This window comes from Cognatishimia sp. MH4019 (assembly GCF_020177595.1).
Taxonomy (GTDB): Bacteria; Pseudomonadota; Alphaproteobacteria; order Rhodobacterales; family Rhodobacteraceae; genus JAHTBL01.
Genome location: NZ_JAHTBL010000009.1, coordinates 19,100 through 36,356 on the forward strand (window position 1 = coordinate 19,100; position 17,257 = coordinate 36,356).

Below are 17,257 nucleotides of genomic sequence, written 5' to 3' on the forward strand. Positions count from 1 at the left end.
TTAGAAATTGAAGTGAGACGCGTTCAGGTCATGGGTGTCATCCAACAGACGGATCACAAAATCAGTCCCGTCGATGGCGACCTCCGTATAGCCATTGGCCGCCTGGATATCGAGGTCCGAGAAGGCCACGTCCAAAGCCGCCAGATCGATCTTGTCGCTGTTGCGGTTGAAGTCTGCCACCACGTCAATCGCAGACAGGCTGCTGTCGGTCAGCGCTTCAAAGCGGAACACGTCCGCACCGCTGCCACCGTGCAGGTAATCCGCACCGGCCCCCCCGATCAGACGGTCATTGCCGTCCCCACCAAAGAGCTGGTCAGCCCCCACGCCACCGCGCAGGGTGTCGTTATGGTCACCGCCATACATCTGGTCGTTGCCGCTGCCACCGTCCATGACGTCGTGACCATGCTGACCATACATGCGGTCATGGTTGCTGTCGCCATACATGGTGTCGTTATTCAGACCGCCATACATCAGGTCCATGCCGCTGCCGCCATGCATCCTGTCATGGCCTTGGCCCCCCAGCATCCGGTCGTTGCCCCCGCCGCCGGTAAGCGTGTCGTTATCCGCGCCACCGTCGATCAGCTCATCGCCCGCGCCACCCGAAATCAGGTCAGACCCGGTGCCCCCGTAAAGCGAGTGATCGCCCGTATGGGTGCTCCCCGAATAGATGAAGTCCGCACCAGAACCACCATGGACAAAGTCACGACCGCCACCGGTATAAATCACGTCGCGGCCCGCACCGCCTTCGATGTAGTCGTTGCCACCACCACCGTTGATGTAGTCGTGACCCGATTCACCGAACAGCCGGTCATTGCCGTCACCGCCATGCATATGGTCGTTGTGATCGCCTCCGTTCAGGTAGTCATTGCCCTCACCACCCGACAGATAGTCATGGCCATGCCCACCGCGCAGCACGTCATTGCCCTCTTGGCCGTAAAGCGAGTCGTTGTGATTGCCACCGCTCAACGTATCGTTGCCGGTGCCACCGTAAAGACGGTCATTGCCGTCTTCGCCGATCAGCTTGTCGTTGCCCGCCACACCGTAAACAAGGTCGTTGCCTGACCCGCCATTGGCCACGTCATTACCGTTGCCACCATGGACCGTGTCGTTGTGATCACCACCATGCAGGTTGTCGTCACCATCTTCACCATATAGAAGATCACTGCCTGCATTGCCGCGAATGACGTCGTTATGCGCACCGCCATAAACGGTGTCATTGCCATTGCCACCATGCAGGGAGTCGTTGCCGTTGCCGCCGACGATGCGGTCGTTGCCATCCTCTCCATAAACGGCGTCATTGCCATCCTGACCTGCAAGATAGTCATGACCATGGCCGCCCCACAGCTTGTCATGGCCAGTTCCGCCATAGACGCTGTCATTGTGGTTGCCACCCCAGAGCTGGTCATCCCCGGAATCGCCGTTCAGATAATCATTCTGATCGCCACCATAGAGCTTATCATTGTGGTCGCCGCCGCGCAGGTAATCCGTGCCCGCACGCCCGTAAAGCGTGTCGTGCCCGTGCTCACCATACAGCCGGTCATTGCCGTCCTGACCGTCCAGAACGTCGTTGTGGTTCTGGCCGTGCAGATTGTCGTTGCCGGTGCCACCGATCAGATGATCGTCGTGATCGCCACCCAGCAAACGGTCGTGGCCCGAACCGCCAATCAGCTTGTCAGCCCCGCTGTCACCCAGCAGGTAGTCGTTGCCACTGGAGCCATCAATCGTGTCGTTATTGGCCCCGCCCCGCAGCGTGTCATTGCCCGACCCGCCGTTGATGTTGTCGTTGCCAGCACCGCCGTCGATGTAATCGCGACCCGATCCACCGGTGAGCGTGTCATGGCCCGTGCCGCCAAAGATCTTGTCGTTGCCGTCCTGACCATGAACCTTGTCATTGTCGGCATCGCCATAAAGGACGTCATCGCCGCCCTCACCATAGATCGTGTCATGGCCGTTACCGCCCCGGATCAGGTCATCATCCAGCGCGTTCAGTTCTGCCGTATAAGCCGTCTTTTCAGCATCGGTCATGGACAGCATCGCCAGATCGAAAGAGCAGGGCGCAACTGCAGTTCCCTTGCCATAGATCGTGTCGTTGCCGTCCTGGCCATAGATCGCGTCCAGACCCAGACCCCCTTGAACGTGGTCATTCCCGGCCCCGGCTTCGATTTTATCGTTGCCTTCATAGCCGTAAAGGTTCTCGGACCAGTAATTGCCATAAAGCTGGTCATCCAGCTGCGTGCCGCCTTTGGTTTCAGGGCGAACCAGCTTTTTCTTACAGCCGCTCTTTTTGTAGTAAGCGTTGTTGTAGATCAACTGGCCACCACTGTAGTCCCAAGTGCCCGCATCCGTTTGGATCGTGCCAGCACCATAGCTCGCGCCGTTCAGACCATGGCTGATCGTGCCAGAGCCATATCCGGTACCCGCCCCTGCGCCGGACCCCACGGCGTCATCCGCCTTGGCCATTCCGATGATGTTGCCGCGATGGGTGGTCGAGGCGCCATAAGCGCTCGTACCGCTCAGCGTGGTATTGCCTTCGGGCGTCGCATCGGCCGTCCAATCCACATCAACACGGCCGCCGTAACGGGAGACGTCCGTCAGGTTCTCAAACCCGTTGAACTTGAAGCCTTGATGATCAAGCGACGCCATGCTGACCCCTTCCAGCATCAGATGCTGACCACCGCCCAAAGCGATACCGGTGTCCCCAGCAACCTCGCGGAGGTTGAACTGATGTACCGACGAGAAATCGCCAAAGGCACTCAGATCAACCGTGTCTTCGCGCTCGGTGAAGTCTGTGATCGTATCGAACGTGCCCGCGCGATCATCAATGATGAACGTATCGCGCCCGGCCCCACCGGTCATCCGGTCCGAGCCACCATTGCCGTCGATCACATCATTGCCGGATCCGCCGGTGATGATCTCGTTCAGAGCCGTGCCCGTGCGCCCGGAAATTGCGATCAGATCAAAGTCGAAATCGCTCTGGTCAAACTGGCCCACGGTAGTGTTCTCCACCGTCAGAAGCTGACCGCTACCCATATTGAAGACGACATCGTCGCCCTGCTGGCGCGGACCGTAACCCATATACTTCATCTGCGCGAAGCTCACGAACTTTGAGCCGAAATTGCTCAGATCAATCGTGTCTGTACCGTTCTGGAAATCCGCGATCACGTCGCGGTCACCTGCGTTCAGCGTGATGCCAAATGTGTCGCGCCCGGAGCCACCAATCAGCATGTCGCTACCGATCCCGTCGATCAGGCTGTCATTGCCGGACCCACCATTAATCATGTCATCTTCCGATGAGCCGTGCATCGCGTCATTGCCCGCGTTGCCAAAGATCACGTCCTTGCCGGGGCCGCCGTCAAGGAAGTCATCCCCGCCCGCACCGATGACCGTGTCATCACCGCCAAGCGCCAGAACGACATCGTCATCCTCGGTGCCGGTGATATTGTCATTGCCATCCGTGCCGATGATCGCGTTGACCATATCCAGCGTGTAGCCCGTCGCGGCAAAGGTGATCGCCTCGATCTTCAGGCTCGACGTGAACTGCCCAACGATGCGCAATTGATGCGCGTGATTGGCAACCGACTTGATCAACAGATCATTGCCTTCGCGCTCAAGGATGATGTCCTTGGGTTCCATACCCCCGGTCAGTTCCAGCACGTCAATGCCCGACGTGTCGCGCAACGTGCCGTTCAGGCCTGTCAGATCAACGATATACTTGTCGTTGCCACTGCCGCCTTCCAGCGTTTGCGTTCCGCGCCCGGCGCTGACCAGCGTGTCATTGCCGTCCTGACCGTAAAGCCGGTCATTGCCCGTTCCCGCAATCAGCGTGTCATTCCCACCGCGGCCATAGATCAGGTCGTGACCCGTGCCACCGTCCAGAACGTCATGACCGTTACCAGCGTAGATCCGGTCATTGCCGCTGCCTGCGTAAACCGTGTCGCCCGCCATGTCCGAGGTGTTGCTCTCGAACCGGTCATCGCCCGAGCCCATGTCCACGGTCTCGGCACCTGTCGTGTCCACGATACGGTCATTGCCGCTGCTGGCAACATAGACGTCATCGCCCGCGCCGCCGCGCAGATCGTCATTGTGACCTCCGCCATCAAGCATGTCATTGCCATCGCCGCCGCGCAGAACATCGTTCTGGTTGCCGCCAAACAGCCGGTCATTGCCGTTGCCACCGCGCAGCGTGTCGACACCGTCGCCACCGGCAAGCGTGTCATTACCGTCCTCGCCGCGCAGCATGTCATTGCCGTCTTCGCCCCGCAGCGTGTCATTGCCCCCGCCTCCGAAGACTACGTCATCGCCCTCACCAGCATAGACGTTATCGTTACCTTGCTGGCCCGTGCCGTCCTCGGTGTCGCCGTAAATCTCGTCGTCACCCGCGCCGCCTTCCAGACGGTCATTGCCTTCGGCACCGGTCATCTTGTCGTCGCCAGCCTCGCCGCGCAGCGTATCCGCGCCCGAGCCGCCGTCCATCACATCCTCGCCGTCGCCACCAACAAGCAAATCGTTGTCGCCGCCACCCAGCATGACGTCATTGCCGTCCCCGCCATAAAGACGGTCCGCGCCAATCTCGCCCAACATCAAGTCATCGCCAGCTTGGCCCGCAAGCAGATCATCGCCAAGACCACCCTGCAACACGTCGTTGCCGGCGCCGCCTTCCATGTCGTCATCGCCAGCGCCACCCACAAGCGTGTCTGCGCCGCTTGCGCCGATCAGCTTGTCGTCGCCCGCCCCGGCGGTCAGAACATCATCGCCCGACCCGCCCGAGAGGTGGTCGTTGCCGTCTCCACCGTTGATCTGGTCATTGCCAGCGCCGCCATAAAGGCGGTCATTGCCGGTGCCACCGTCAATAATGTCCACGCCGCCTTCGCCGTAAACGACGTCATCGCCAGCGCCTGCATTAATAATGTCCTGATCCGTGCCATCCTCATCGGCCGAGGCTGAAGCACCTGCATAGATGATGTCATCACCCGCACCCGCCAGAATGATATCCGCACCGTCACCGCCATCGATCCGGTCATTGCCACTGCCCGCAAAGATACGGTCATCGCCTGCGCCGCCTTTCAGCACGTTGTCGCCATCGCCACCATTGATCGTGTCGTCGCCGTCACCGCCGTCGATCACGTCATTACCAGCGCCATCATCCTCAACGACCGTCTCACCTTCGTCATTGACGACACTGCGCAGACCGTCGCCATAAATGACGTCGTCCCCGTCACCGCCAAGGATCGTGTCATTGCCGTGACCGCCATAGGCAAGGTCATCGCCCGCACCCAGCTCAATATTATCGTTGCCGCCACCGATGGTCAGAAGAATGCTGCCCGGACCTCCCGGGGCCTCTTCGCCCTCGGCCAGCTCAACGGGCGGCATCAGATAGGCATAATCCCCCGCCAGAATGTCGTTCTTCAGCGACCGATCCGTGCCATGCAGCCAATCAAGGAAGCTTTGCGCGACCTCGTCTTCGCCGCCATCCAGAATGCTGCGCAAGCCGCCCTCGATCGCGCCCAGCTTCATCAAAAGCGCGGTTGTCAGGGTATAGGCCCCCGAGAACGGGACGAAATTCGCACCCGAATTGTTGTGATAGCTTTGGTGCAGACCCAGCTTCTCCTTGAGGTCTTTCGAGCCACGCACCGGCCCGTTCAGCCATGTGCGGATCGCAGCCGTAACCTCCGTATCCGCCAGCACCAGCATCTTGTCGCCATGGACAACATCATCGCCCGAGCCTGCAATGATCCGATCATTGCCGCCTTCGCCGTCGATCATGTCATTGCCGCCGCCGCCTTCGACATAGTCGTTATGCGCACCGGCGAAGATCACGTCATGGCCGCCCTGACCATAGATGATGTCATCGCCAAAGCTGCCATCGACAAAGTCGTCACCGCGGCCTGCGAAAATCTGGTCATTGCCTGCGCCGCCCAGCAGCACGTCGGCATGGGTCTGATCGCTGTCGTCCTGATCCTCGATCGCGTCATCAGCTTCTTCGGACCCGGTATCCTCGGGGCCCTCATAAGACCCCTGCTCACCCAGACGCGAGACACCGCCGCGCGCGACAAAATCAGCAAACCGCTCGTCGGCTTCGCTGTCGCCGAACATGACGTCATTGCCGTCACCACCGACGACCAGATCATTGCCATCGCCGCCGATCATGCGGTCATGACCATGCCCCCCGATCAGATCATCATCGCCCGAGCCGCCATCCAGAATGTCGTTGCCCTTGCCACCGGTCAGCAAATCGTCGCCACCGCGACCCTCCAGCCGGTCATTGCCTTTCAGCCCGTGGATCGTGTTGTCGCCCGAGCCACCCAGCAGAGTGTCATGCCCGTCCGAGCCAATCAGCGTGTCGTCATACCCGTCACGCGCACCATAGATATAGCCGCCCGAATATGGCGTGATCGAAACCGTAACGGTCCCATCGTCATTCCGCTCCACCTGGAACAGCGGCGGCGGCGGCGAGAACCAGCCCCCGAACAAGCCACCGAGGATCTTGCCAATGATGGCTCCGATGACCGTGCCGATGATCGGCACAATGGAACCCACCAACGAGAACGTGCTGACGACAGCCGAAGTCACAATACTCGACAAATACGCCGTGCCCGCCGCAATCGCCGCCTGCCCCAAGGCCGCCCCAATATCCTCGATCCCGCCATCCAGCAGATCGACCAATAGGCTGACAGCCGCAGCCGCAGCGCCCTGCCCCACGGCCGACAACGGCGGTGCTGCGCCTTCCCAGCCAAACCAGTCGAACAGCTCTTGTGGCAGATGCCCTTCGACAATCGCCCAAGGTTGCGTCTGCAAAGCCTGCGTGACGACAAAGCGAACCGAGTGGTTGACCGCCAGTTGCTCATATGCCGCCGAATCCAGCTCATCCCCGGAAATGATCGCCATCACCGCGCTGGACACCAACGCACCTTTGACAGCGGCACCGATCTCGGTTTCGAAAAAGAGCGGATCGGTAACCGGAAGAAGATTACCTTCCGAGTCGGTCAACTCGTTCAAGCGGTCCAGACCAAAGATACGCGCCAGCGTATCAACACCCATCTCCGCAATGACCTGCGCCGCATAAGCCTCGGCCGCGTCATCCAGCGATTGACCATTGATCAGCGACGCCAGCAGACCCGGAAGCGCGCCCGCCAGATATTCGCCCGTGTCATCCAATACAGAAGCAATCGAATCTCCGATATGCTGAACCGTATCGGCAACCATCTCGATCACTTGGATCAACGGCTGACCCTGTAGATCGCCCTCGGTGACAATTTCATTGTCGCCCGTCATCACAAGGAACTGACCGGACTCCATCTCGACGATATAATGAGTATCGCGGGAAATGATGCCCGACTCGATCAGCGCGTCCAGCGTCATCTGGGTGACAAACTGGCCAAGGCAGCGGTTGTGGACACGCACCCCGTCTGCGACATAGCGATGGGTCCCCGCAACTTCAAAATTGTAGGTCGCCCAGGCATCACTGAGTTCGGGCTTGTGAACCACATTACCTGCGATCATCTGAGCATAGGCTTGCTCGAACTGAGCCGCCGTCGAGGCCGAGTAAGAAATGCTACGCGCCTTCACCCAAAGCGTAGCACCGTCCCGCATGACGAGTTGCGCCATACCGTTGGCATCAATCATCTCTTGGATTGGGGCGAATGTGCCATCGGCTTGCAAGAACGGGTGCTGGGGTGTCGCGACCAAAGTTTTGTGAACACCATCGTCCGAATAAGTCAGCTCAATCCAGTCCTGCGTCTCGCCACGGAAAACGCGCGCGACCTCGCCAGGCACCAGTTTACCCGACTGGTCGTACGAAAGAACCTGATCACCTGCTTGGATGTCGCGGATCTGGCGCTTCGAGCCATCCCACATATCAATCAAGGTATCACCGGTGAAGCAAGTATCCGCCTCCAGAGCCAGCAGAATTTCTGCGTGGAACTCTGCCCACTGGTTTGGCGTCATCTGACGCAGGTTTACGGGCCGTGCTTCGCTGACCGCATCAAAGAACGCTTCATAGTCTTCCGCAAGCGAAGGATCGATTCGTACCAGATCGGCGATCGTCTCCGTGAACTCCTCAAGCGATGCGCGGCCCGTTTCGTCGACAATAGTCGACACAGCCTGTTGAACCACGACCTGCGCATAGATGTCCTCTTCACGCAGCCATTCGACGAAGAACTCGCCAACCGCCTGCGGCAGTAGTGTCTCACTGCCCGAATAATTCAGGACGAATTCATAAAGGGCTTCTCCGGCGCTCTCGCCATAGTTTTGCCCAATAACACCGCCCCCCAGCGCAAAGCCACCAATGATCAGGAATGTAGCAACACCGCCTGTCGCGACACCAGCGACGGCAAGAAGCGCAACAACGCCCGCGCCCACGGCAGACCCCACGGCAGCGCCACCCGCAGCACCTGCAAGCCCGCCAACAGCACCAGACAAAAGCTCTTCTGCTTCGGACTGGCGACCGTCACGCAGCAACACACCCGCGGCATAAACCGTCGCACCAAAGTCATAGATGTCGCCCAACAAACCAAGCTTGGCAAAAGTCGACAGTTTCAGATTGTCGATGACGTTCTTGAAGTCGTTGAATTCATCAACCGTGAACTCCAGCGGAATCGAAAGACCACCCGGTAGCTCGTAAGGAATTGTAATCCGCGTCCCGTTCACGCCTTGCAGCTGATAGTTTCCTGACGTCAGATCACCTAAAGTGTCAATCAGCTGATCTTGCGTGATGCGATCGCCGCGCACAGCATCGACAAGGGCCTGGCTAACGGACTCTAGGCTCTGACCACGGATATTGACGAATTGCTCGACAGGATCGAGGCCGATCAGATCACCTTTAGGAATTCCGTTGATATGCGTAACCGCATCGTTTTCCAAAAGCGCAGGCAGCTCGACATTCAGAAAGATACTGTTGGACCAAACACCTTGGGGGCTGCCACCGATCGCGACCACAACGCGCCCGCTTGCGCCTTCTGCCAAATTGGCCGACGCGGTTTCCCACATGGTATCCATCGAAATACCAGTGGCGGATGCATTCAAGAACTGATCGATCACATCGAAATTGCCGTTCAGGAACAGACCAGCCGGGGAGTAATCGATCATGCCAAAGTCAGCATTCGCAAGACCCAGCGATGGCACATCCGTGCTGATACCCTGATAGAACATAGTGGGACCAGAGCCGGAAGACGCGCTCAGACTGTCGACGTAGCTCAACAAGTCGTCTGGTGAAATGACGCCGACGAGATCAGCACCATCGCTAATGTTCGCCCAGTTGATGTCTTCAATACCCATTACAGCAGGTCCCCGTTACTCAATTCATTCAAGACGCGCTCCGAGAAGCGCATCTGTGGTTGCAGTCCTTTTGGTGTCTCTTGCTGGAGCCGCCAAAGCGCTCCGTTGAGCCCGTTAAAAAGCTCTGGCCAGATTTCCAGCATTTCATCCTGATGCTGCTGTGATCTGAATTTGCCGCGTGCCCCATCCGTATAGTCGGACCAAGTTGGCCCCGCGATCAGGCTTTCGCTATAAACAGCCATCTTCCGACGCTTCGGCATCCCACGGTCGTCTAAGATGATGGTCCCGTCGGAGGCTTTCTCGAGCAGGACAGAATAGTCATGCACCGGCGTACCAATCCCGAAAACAGTCTGGATGAAGATGCCTTTCTCGAGGTCTTTCTCTACCGGTTTTTTAGGGACCGGGCGGCCCTCGATAATCTCATGACAAACAAAGCCAATAGATGTGCCATGATAGTTGAACAGATAACTGCCCGCGTCATCACGACCGCCACCGCCATATTGATGCATCGAAATCTTAGCATCTTCGGTGAGAACGGACTGAACATTTCCTACTTTGGTTTTGTGTTTGACCAGCCAGTATTTCAACCCTGTCCGTGTTGTCAGAAACGGCTCACTTTTGGGCGGCGAGTTGACCTTCGAATACTCAGCCACCGACTAAATCCTTTAACTTAATGGAAAGATCAGAGTTACGCACCTCTTGCGTATCCCAATCCCAAAGGAACTCAGAGTCGTCCACTGGCAGCCCTCGTACTTACCGCAATTCTGCGGCCGTCACTGTCACATCCCGACTCGCTCTTTTGGCGAGTCCTTGTCATTAACTATGATCATTAGGCGACTGACATGCGACCGCTCAAGCACTATTCTGCTGCATCCGCAAAAAACCCGTGAATAGTGTGGTCCGACTACCCAACCACGACCACATCCGTGCCCCATTCGCGGCATTGCACCGCCAGATCGCCCGGCAAGTAGGCATCGGTGAAGAACATGTCGATCTCGCGCAGCGATCCGATGGCCACGGGGGCGGAGCGTTCGAATTTTGAATGATCCGCGACCAGAAAACTCTGCCGCGCGCGGCGCAGGATTGTCTGGCTGACACCCACTTCCTGCATGTCGAAATCCAGAATATCACCTTCGGCATCCAACGCAGAGCACCCGATCACCGCGATATCAAACTTGAACGTTTCGACCGAACGCATGGTTAATGGCCCCACCAGCCCGCCATCGCTTTTGCGCAAGGCGCCTCCGGTCACGATCACTTCGCAATCGGGATTACCGCTGAGAATGTTCGCCACGTTAATATTGTTCGTCATCACCATCAGGTTAGAATGCCCGCGCAAAGCCTGCGCCACCGCTTCAGTGCTGGTGCCGATATTCAGAAAGACTGACGCGTCGTTGGGGATATGCGCCGCACAAGCCCGCGCCACCTTATCCTTGGCGTCCATATTCAGCTGGCGGCGTTCCTCATAACGGATGTTGTCCACGCCCGAAGGCAGCACCGCACCGCCATGCACACGCTCCAGCTTGCCGGCATGTGCCATTTCGGTCAGGTCGCGGCGGATCGTTTGCACGGTCACGTCAAACCGTTCGGCTAGGTCCTCCACCGTAACCTTGCCCTCTTTGCGGGCGATCTCCAAAATGTCCGGGTGCCGGAATGTCTGAGACATGGCGCCGCTCCTCCTTGAGTTCGTTTTTGTTCGATTTGACGATTCCGAACAACCCGATTCGCAGCCTCCGGAGCTATTCGTAGCAGATTTCTGAGAATTTACCCGCGATTCAAAGCGCTTTGGGTTCGGTTTATGGATCGAACATTCGACAAAAGAACCGAAACGAACACTTCCCTGTTGACGGCGCGACCCAAGACTGTTTCCCTCAACGCCGCACACCACATCTGGGAGGAGGGGTTTGTGCCCGATGCAACCGTGACATCACCTGTCGATCTGTTCGTCATTGGCGGCGGCATCAATGGATGCGGTATCGCCCGTGATGCTGCCGGTCGCGGTCTGTCCGTCGCATTGGCTGAGATGAACGATCTCGCCTCCGCCACATCCTCCGCCTCAACCAAGCTTTTTCACGGTGGCCTGCGCTATCTGGAATACTTCGAGGTCCGTCTTGTCCGCGAAGCCCTGATCGAACGCGAAGTTCTGCTGCGCGCCATGCCGCATATCTCGTGGCCGATGCGCTTTGTGCTACCCTATCACAAGGACATGCGGTTCGAGGGCGAAACGCCCACCTCCAACGTCCTAAAATACGTGATGCCCTGGATGAAGGGACGCCGCCCCGCGTGGCTGATCCGCCTAGGTCTCTTCATGTATGACAATCTGGGCGGCCGCAAAATCCTGCCCGCGACTTCCACCGTTAACCTTAACGCCGATCCCGCTGGCCTGCCCCTTCAGGACCGTTTCCAGAAAGCATTCGAGTATTCCGACTGCTGGATCGAAGATTCCCGCCTTGTCGTTCTCAACGCCCGCGACGCCGAAGCCCGCGGGGCCGAGATCAACACCCGCACCAAGGTTCTATCCGCCGAACGCGAAAACGATCTGTGGAAAGTCACTCTTCAAAACGATCATGGCACGCGCATCGTTTACGCTCGTATGCTCGTCAACGCCGGCGGCCCATGGGTCGAAGATATCATCCGCAACACCGCCCGCATCAACAGCGCCGAAGGGGTCCGTCTTGTGCGCGGCTCCCATATCGTGACACGCAAACTCTTCGATCACGACAAGTGCTATTTCTTCCAGGGCGAGGATGGCCGCATCATTTTCGCAATTCCCTATGAGACGGATTTTACCCTGATCGGCACCACCGATGCCGACCATCCCGATCCATCCCTCAAGCCCGAATGCACGCCTGCGGAAAACGCCTATCTGCGCAATTTTGCGTCGAAATACTTCAAACAGCCCGTCACCGAGGACGACGTCGTCTGGACCTATTCCGGCGTCCGCCCGCTTTATGATGACGGGGCCAGCAGCGCCACCGCCGCCACCCGCGACTACGTTCTCAAGGTCGATCAAACCGGCGGCGCGCCTTTGCTCAATGTCTTTGGTGGCAAGATCACGACCTACCGCAAGCTGGCCGAACACGCACTTGAAAAGATCGTGCCGTTCTTCCCGAAGGCCACGGGCGCATGGACCGCGGGCGTCTCCCTGCCCGGCGGTGATTTCCCCGTCGATGGCGTGCAGGCCCAAGTCGAAAAGCTGCAATTCACCTGCCCTTTCCTGACCGACCGCTGGGCCCTCCGCCTGATCCGCGCCTACGGCACACAGGCCGCGCAGATCGTACAAAACGCCGCCCGCCCCGAAGACCTTGGCAGCGATTTCGGCGCAACCCTGACCGAGGCCGAAGTCCGATGGCTCATGGTTAACGAATACGCGCAAACCGCCGCCGATATCGTCTGGCGCCGCTCCAAACTGGGCCTTCGGTTAACCAAGACACAGATCGAAACGCTGGACGCCTTCATGGCCGACACCATCCCTCACACCGCTGCGGCAGAATGAAGACCAATGACGCTAGAGCTTAAAAACGTATCCAAGACCGTCGCCGGGCAGACCCATATCTACCCGACCGACCTGACGTTGGAGCCCGCCACGATGAACGTGCTTCTGGGGCCAACCTCTTCGGGAAAAACCTCGCTCATGCGGATCATGGCTGGCCTCGACGTGCCCGCCACCGGCTCGATCCACTGGCAGGGCCAAGACGTCACCGGCATGCGCGTGCAGGACCGCAAGGTCGCGATGGTCTACCAGCAATTCATAAACTACCCGTCGATGAGCGTTTACGACAACATCGCCTCCCCCATGAAACTGCTTGGTAAATCGTCGAATGAAATCGACAACGCCGTCCGCAAAACCGCCGACCTGATGCAATTGACTCCCATGCTCGACCGCAAGCCGCTGGAACTGTCGGGCGGCCAGCAACAACGCTGCGCCCTCGCCCGCGCTTTGGTCAAGGATGCGGGTCTCGTTCTGCTCGACGAACCGCTGGCCAACCTCGATTACAAACTCCGCGAAGAACTGCGCGCCGAGATCCCCAAGATCTTCGCCGAAGCAGGCTCCATCTTCGTCTACGCCACGACCGAACCCGAAGAAGCGCTCCTTCTGGGCGGCAACACCGCCACCCTGTGGGAAGGCCGCGTCACCCAGTTTGGCCCCACGCCTAGCGTTTACCGCACCCCCACCGACGCCACGACCGCGCGCGTGTTTTCCGACCCGCCGATGAACTTCCTCACGGTCCGCAAGGACGGCGGCAAAATCCACTTCGGCGACGGCCAGACGGCTCAAGCCACAGGCACGCTCGCCAACCTTCAAGACGGCACGTATCAGGCCGGATTCCGCCCCAATCACCTTGAACTCGACAAGCCCCAAGGCGATCCGCTCCACTTCGCGACCACCCTCGCCGTGACCGAAATCACCGGGTCCGAGACGTTCATACATCTCGATCATCACGGCGACCGTTGGGTCGGCCTCGTCCACGGCATCCGCAACCTCGAAATCGGGGCAGACCTGCCCGTCTATCTCGACCCGTCCCATGTCTACATCTTCGCAAAAGAGACTGGCGCGCTTGTCGCCCCCGCCTCTTATGCCAGCGCCGCGTAAGGATTTCCGATGGCCAAGATTACCCTCGATAACCTCGCGCACAGCTACTATCCGAACCCCAAGGGTGAGGATGACTTCGCGCTCAAAGAGCTGAACCACGACTGGAACGACGGCGAGGCCTACGCGCTTCTCGGTTCCTCCGGTTGCGGGAAATCGACCCTGCTCAACATCATCTCCGGCCTGCTTGAGCCGTCCCAGGGTCGCATCCTCTTCAACGATGTCGACGTGACCCACGCCCCCACGACCGAACGCAACATCGCGCAAGTTTTCCAGTTTCCCGTCGTCTACGACACCATGACCGTCCGCGATAACCTCGCCTTCCCGCTGCGCAATCGCGGCGCTGATCCGAAATACGTCGCCGAACGCGTCCAGAAAATCGGCGCGATGATCGGGATGGAGGCCGAGCTGGATCGCAAGGCCCGTGGCCTCACCGCCGACGCGAAACAAAAGATCAGCCTTGGCCGCGGCATGGTCCGCGAGGACGTCAACGCGCTCCTCTTCGACGAGCCGCTCACCGTGATCGACCCCCACATGAAGTGGGAGCTGCGCACCCAGCTGAAAGCGCTCCATCACGAATTCGGCCACACGATGATATACGTCACCCACGACCAGACCGAGGCGCTGACCTTCGCCGACAAGGTCGTCGTGATGTATGACGGTCGCGTCGTCCAGATCGGCACGCCGCAGCAACTGTTTGAGACCCCCGAACACACTTTCGTCGGCTATTTCATCGGCTCCCCCGGTATGAACGTGCTGGACGCCGACGTCACCGGCCAGACCGCCCGCGTGGGCGACACGGAAATCCCCCTCGCAGGTGGCTATGATGCGCTCAGCGGCAAAATCCAGATCGGCGTGCGCCCCGAATTTACCTCGCTCACCACCGATCCATCCGGCCTGCCCGTCACGATCCGCCGTATCGAAGACGTGGGCCGCCACAAGATCATCCGCGCCGATCACAACGGCACCGATATCAACGTGATCGCCGATGAAGGCACGCCCATCGACGCTGACGCCACCCGCATCGCCTTCGATCCATCCGGCATCAATGTCTACGCCGATGACTGGCGCGTTGCGCCCTCGTCCAAATCCGTCGGAAAGGCCGCGTGATGAACAAGACCGTTAACCAAAAAGCATGGTTCCTTGTGCTGCCCGTCCTCGTGCTCGTGGCCTTCTCCGCCGTGATCCCGCTGATGACGGTCGTGAACTATTCCGTGCAAGACAGCTTCGGCAATAACGAGTTCTTCTGGGCCGGCCTCGAATGGTTCGACGAACTGCTCCACTCCGAACGGATGTGGGACGCGCTGGGTCGCCAACTGGCCTTCTCCGCCATCATCCTCGCCATCCAGATCCCGCTTGGCATTTTCATCGCCCTCAACATGCCGAAAAAAGGCGTCTGGGTCTCCGTCTGCCTCGTCTTGATGTCCCTGCCGCTGCTGATCCCGTGGAACGTCGTCGGCACCATCTGGCAAATCTTCGGCCGCGTCGATATCGGCCTGCTGGGCTACACGCTCGACGCTCTTGGCATCGACTACAACTACACCCAAGACCCCGTCGCCGCGTGGATCACCGTCATCGTGATGGACGTCTGGCATTGGACCTCGCTCGTGGCCCTTCTGGCCTATGCGGGCCTGCAATCCATCCCCGAAGCCTATTATCAGGCGGCCAAAATCGACCAAGCCAGCCGCTGGAAAGTCTTCCGCTATATCGAGTTGCCCAAGATCACCGGCGTGCTGATGATCGCGATCCTGCTGCGCTTCATGGACAGCTTCATGATCTACACCGAGCCGTTCGTGGTGACGGGCGGAGGCCCGGGTAACGCCACAACCTTCCTGTCCATCGACCTCGTGAAAATGGCCCTCGGACAGTTCGACCTTGGCCCGGCGGCGGCGTTCTCGCTGATGTATTTCTTGGTTATCCTGTTGATTTCATGGGTGTTCTACACTGTCATGGTCAATCTCGACAAAAGGGACGGCGTGTAAAATGACCGACGCAACCGCCACCACATTCACGCCCGCAAAGCGCCGCGCAAAGCCGCTCATCAACAAAAGCGCGGTCGTGATGACGCTCTACCTGCTGTTCCTGTTCCTGCCGATCTACTGGCTCATCAACATGAGCCTGAAGACCAACACGGAGATCCTGAACAGCTTTTCGCTCTGGCCGCGCAACCTCACATTCGAGAACTACCTGACGATCCTCACCGACCCCGCGTGGTACTCGGGCTACATCAATTCGCTGATCTATGTGGTCATCAACACGGTCATCTCGCTGGCCGTCGCACTCCCCGCCGCCTATGCGTTCAGCCGCTACAGCTTCATGGGCGACAAGCACCTGTTCTTCTGGCTCCTCACCAACCGCATGGCCCCGCCCGCGGTCTTTGCGCTGCCGTTCTTCCAGCTTTATTCAAGCGTCGGCCTCTTCGACACGCACATCGCCGTGGCCCTTGCGCACTGCCTCTTCAACGTGCCCCTCGCGGTCTGGATCCTCGAAGGCTTCATGCGCGGCGTCCCAAAGGAAATCGACGAAACCGCCTATCTCGACGGCTACTCTTTCCCCCGCTTCTTCACGCGCATCTTCATGCCGCTCATCGCAAGCGGAATCGGCGTGGCCGCGTTCTTCTGCTTCATGTTCTCATGGGTCGAACTGCTGCTCTCCCGCACGCTGACATCGGTTGATGCCAAGCCCATCGCCGCCACGATGACCCGCACCCAAGGGGCAGCTGGCATCGACTGGGGCGTGCTCGCCGCGGCCGGTGTATTAACCATCGTGCCGGGCGCTTTGGTGATCTATTTCGTCCGCAACTACATCGCCAAGGGCTTCGCCCTGGGGAGGGTGTGATGGGAAATAAGGTCACCAAAGAACAGTTCGACGAGGCAATCACAATGCTTGGCGGAGGCACGGCTAAATCGGAAGTCGGGCTGCAGTTTGGTTCGTTCGCCAGAGGTCTCTGGAATGCGTCAATCGCAATCGATGACGTGGCCGAAAGCCATGCCGACGAAGGCCGCTATAGCGAAGCGCATTCACTTTCTGCGGTAGCAGAGGAAAGACGCAAAATTGCACTCGAGATTGCAGAATTTGTTGCAAGAGAGGAACTTTAAGATGGAATGGATGGCCTGGACCCTGCCCACCGCAATCTTCTTCGGCTGCATTGCGGCACTGCTTATCACCTTCACGATCCTCGCGATCAAATACCCCGAGACCCCGCGTGTCGGCATCCTGCGCATTGAGACCACGCGCGGGGATCGCCTCTTCATCACGCTTCTTGGCTCTGCCTTCATCAACATCGCGTGGCTCGGCATCGTGGGCGATCACCAACCCTACGCCCTGCTTGTCTGCTTGGCCTACGCCGCAGCGGTCTTCCGCTGGGTCTGACATTACCTCGTGACGCCGCAA

10 protein-coding genes are annotated in these 17,257 nt (G+C 58.9%); 7 read left to right on the top strand and 3 right to left on the bottom strand.

Annotated features, from left to right (window positions below; genetic code table 11):
- The 3 genes from KUW67_RS14720 to KUW67_RS14730 form a co-directional block, all read right to left on the bottom strand.
- The gene (locus KUW67_RS14720) at positions 1–9,273 is read right to left on the bottom strand and encodes a M10 family metallopeptidase C-terminal domain-containing protein (protein ID WP_224826089.1); all 9,273 of its coding nucleotides are present in this window, start codon (positions 9,271–9,273) and stop codon (positions 1–3) included.
- Positions 9,273–9,926: a hypothetical protein gene (locus tag KUW67_RS14725; RefSeq protein ID WP_224826090.1), complete on the bottom strand. Its 654-nt coding sequence runs from the start codon at positions 9,924–9,926 to the stop codon at positions 9,273–9,275. Before KUW67_RS14725 ends, KUW67_RS14720 begins: the two co-directional genes overlap by 1 nt.
- Before the next feature lie 251 nt (positions 9,927–10,177).
- Positions 10,178–10,939 (bottom strand): DeoR/GlpR family DNA-binding transcription regulator, encoded by a 762-nt coding sequence (locus KUW67_RS14730; protein WP_224826091.1) that lies wholly within the window; start codon positions 10,937–10,939, stop codon positions 10,178–10,180.
- Between the two features lie 240 nt (positions 10,940–11,179).
- On the opposite strand from KUW67_RS14730, the gene glpD reads away from it, so the two are divergent.
- Genes glpD through KUW67_RS14765 form a run of 7 tightly spaced genes read left to right on the top strand, consistent with a single transcriptional unit; the run spans position 11,180 to position 17,236 of the window.
- Positions 11,180–12,769 (top strand): glycerol-3-phosphate dehydrogenase, encoded by a 1,590-nt coding sequence (gene glpD, locus KUW67_RS14735; RefSeq protein WP_224826092.1) that lies wholly within the window; start codon positions 11,180–11,182, stop codon positions 12,767–12,769.
- 6 nt (positions 12,770–12,775) lie between these two features.
- Positions 12,776–13,867 carry an ABC transporter ATP-binding protein gene (locus KUW67_RS14740; protein ID WP_224826093.1) on the top strand — a complete coding sequence of 364 codons (1,092 nt, stop codon included), beginning with the start codon at positions 12,776–12,778 and terminating at the stop codon, positions 13,865–13,867.
- Between the two features lie 9 nt (positions 13,868–13,876).
- Entirely contained in the window at positions 13,877–14,974 is a 1,098-nt protein-coding gene (locus KUW67_RS14745; RefSeq protein WP_224826094.1) for an ABC transporter ATP-binding protein, read from the top strand.
- The gene (locus tag KUW67_RS14750; RefSeq protein WP_224826095.1) at positions 14,974–15,846 is read left to right on the top strand and encodes a carbohydrate ABC transporter permease; all 873 of its coding nucleotides are present in this window, start codon (positions 14,974–14,976) and stop codon (positions 15,844–15,846) included. The genes KUW67_RS14745 and KUW67_RS14750 overlap by 1 nt, the downstream gene beginning before the upstream one ends.
- A gap of 1 nt (position 15,847) precedes the next feature.
- Positions 15,848–16,702, top strand: a complete 855-nt coding sequence (locus KUW67_RS14755) for a carbohydrate ABC transporter permease (RefSeq protein ID WP_224826096.1) — start codon at positions 15,848–15,850, stop codon at positions 16,700–16,702.
- Positions 16,702–16,962, top strand: coding sequence for a hypothetical protein (locus tag KUW67_RS14760; protein WP_224826097.1), 261 nt, complete (start codon positions 16,702–16,704; stop codon positions 16,960–16,962). Before KUW67_RS14755 ends, KUW67_RS14760 begins: the two co-directional genes overlap by 1 nt.
- Position 16,963: 1 nt before the next feature.
- Positions 16,964–17,236 (top strand): DUF2160 domain-containing protein, encoded by a 273-nt coding sequence (locus tag KUW67_RS14765; protein ID WP_224826098.1) that lies wholly within the window; start codon positions 16,964–16,966, stop codon positions 17,234–17,236.
- Positions 17,237–17,257: the final 21 nt, after the last annotated feature.

Bases quoted from the DNA above. Each gene is read 5' to 3' on its own strand.
- KUW67_RS14720 (WP_224826089.1), bottom strand. From the start codon at position 9,273: ATGGGTATTGAAGACATCAACTGGGCGAACATTAGCGATGGTGCTGAT.
- KUW67_RS14730 (WP_224826091.1), bottom strand. From the start codon at position 10,939: ATGTCTCAGACATTCCGGCACCCGGACATTTTGGAGATCGCCCGCAAA.
- KUW67_RS14740 (WP_224826093.1), top strand. From the start codon at position 12,776: ATGACGCTAGAGCTTAAAAACGTATCCAAGACCGTCGCCGGGCAGACC.
- KUW67_RS14745 (WP_224826094.1), top strand. From the start codon at position 13,877: ATGGCCAAGATTACCCTCGATAACCTCGCGCACAGCTACTATCCGAAC.
- KUW67_RS14750 (WP_224826095.1), top strand. From the start codon at position 14,974: ATGAACAAGACCGTTAACCAAAAAGCATGGTTCCTTGTGCTGCCCGTC.
- KUW67_RS14755 (WP_224826096.1), top strand. From the start codon at position 15,848: ATGACCGACGCAACCGCCACCACATTCACGCCCGCAAAGCGCCGCGCA.
- KUW67_RS14760 (WP_224826097.1), top strand. From the start codon at position 16,702: ATGGGAAATAAGGTCACCAAAGAACAGTTCGACGAGGCAATCACAATG.
- KUW67_RS14765 (WP_224826098.1), top strand. From the start codon at position 16,964: ATGGAATGGATGGCCTGGACCCTGCCCACCGCAATCTTCTTCGGCTGC.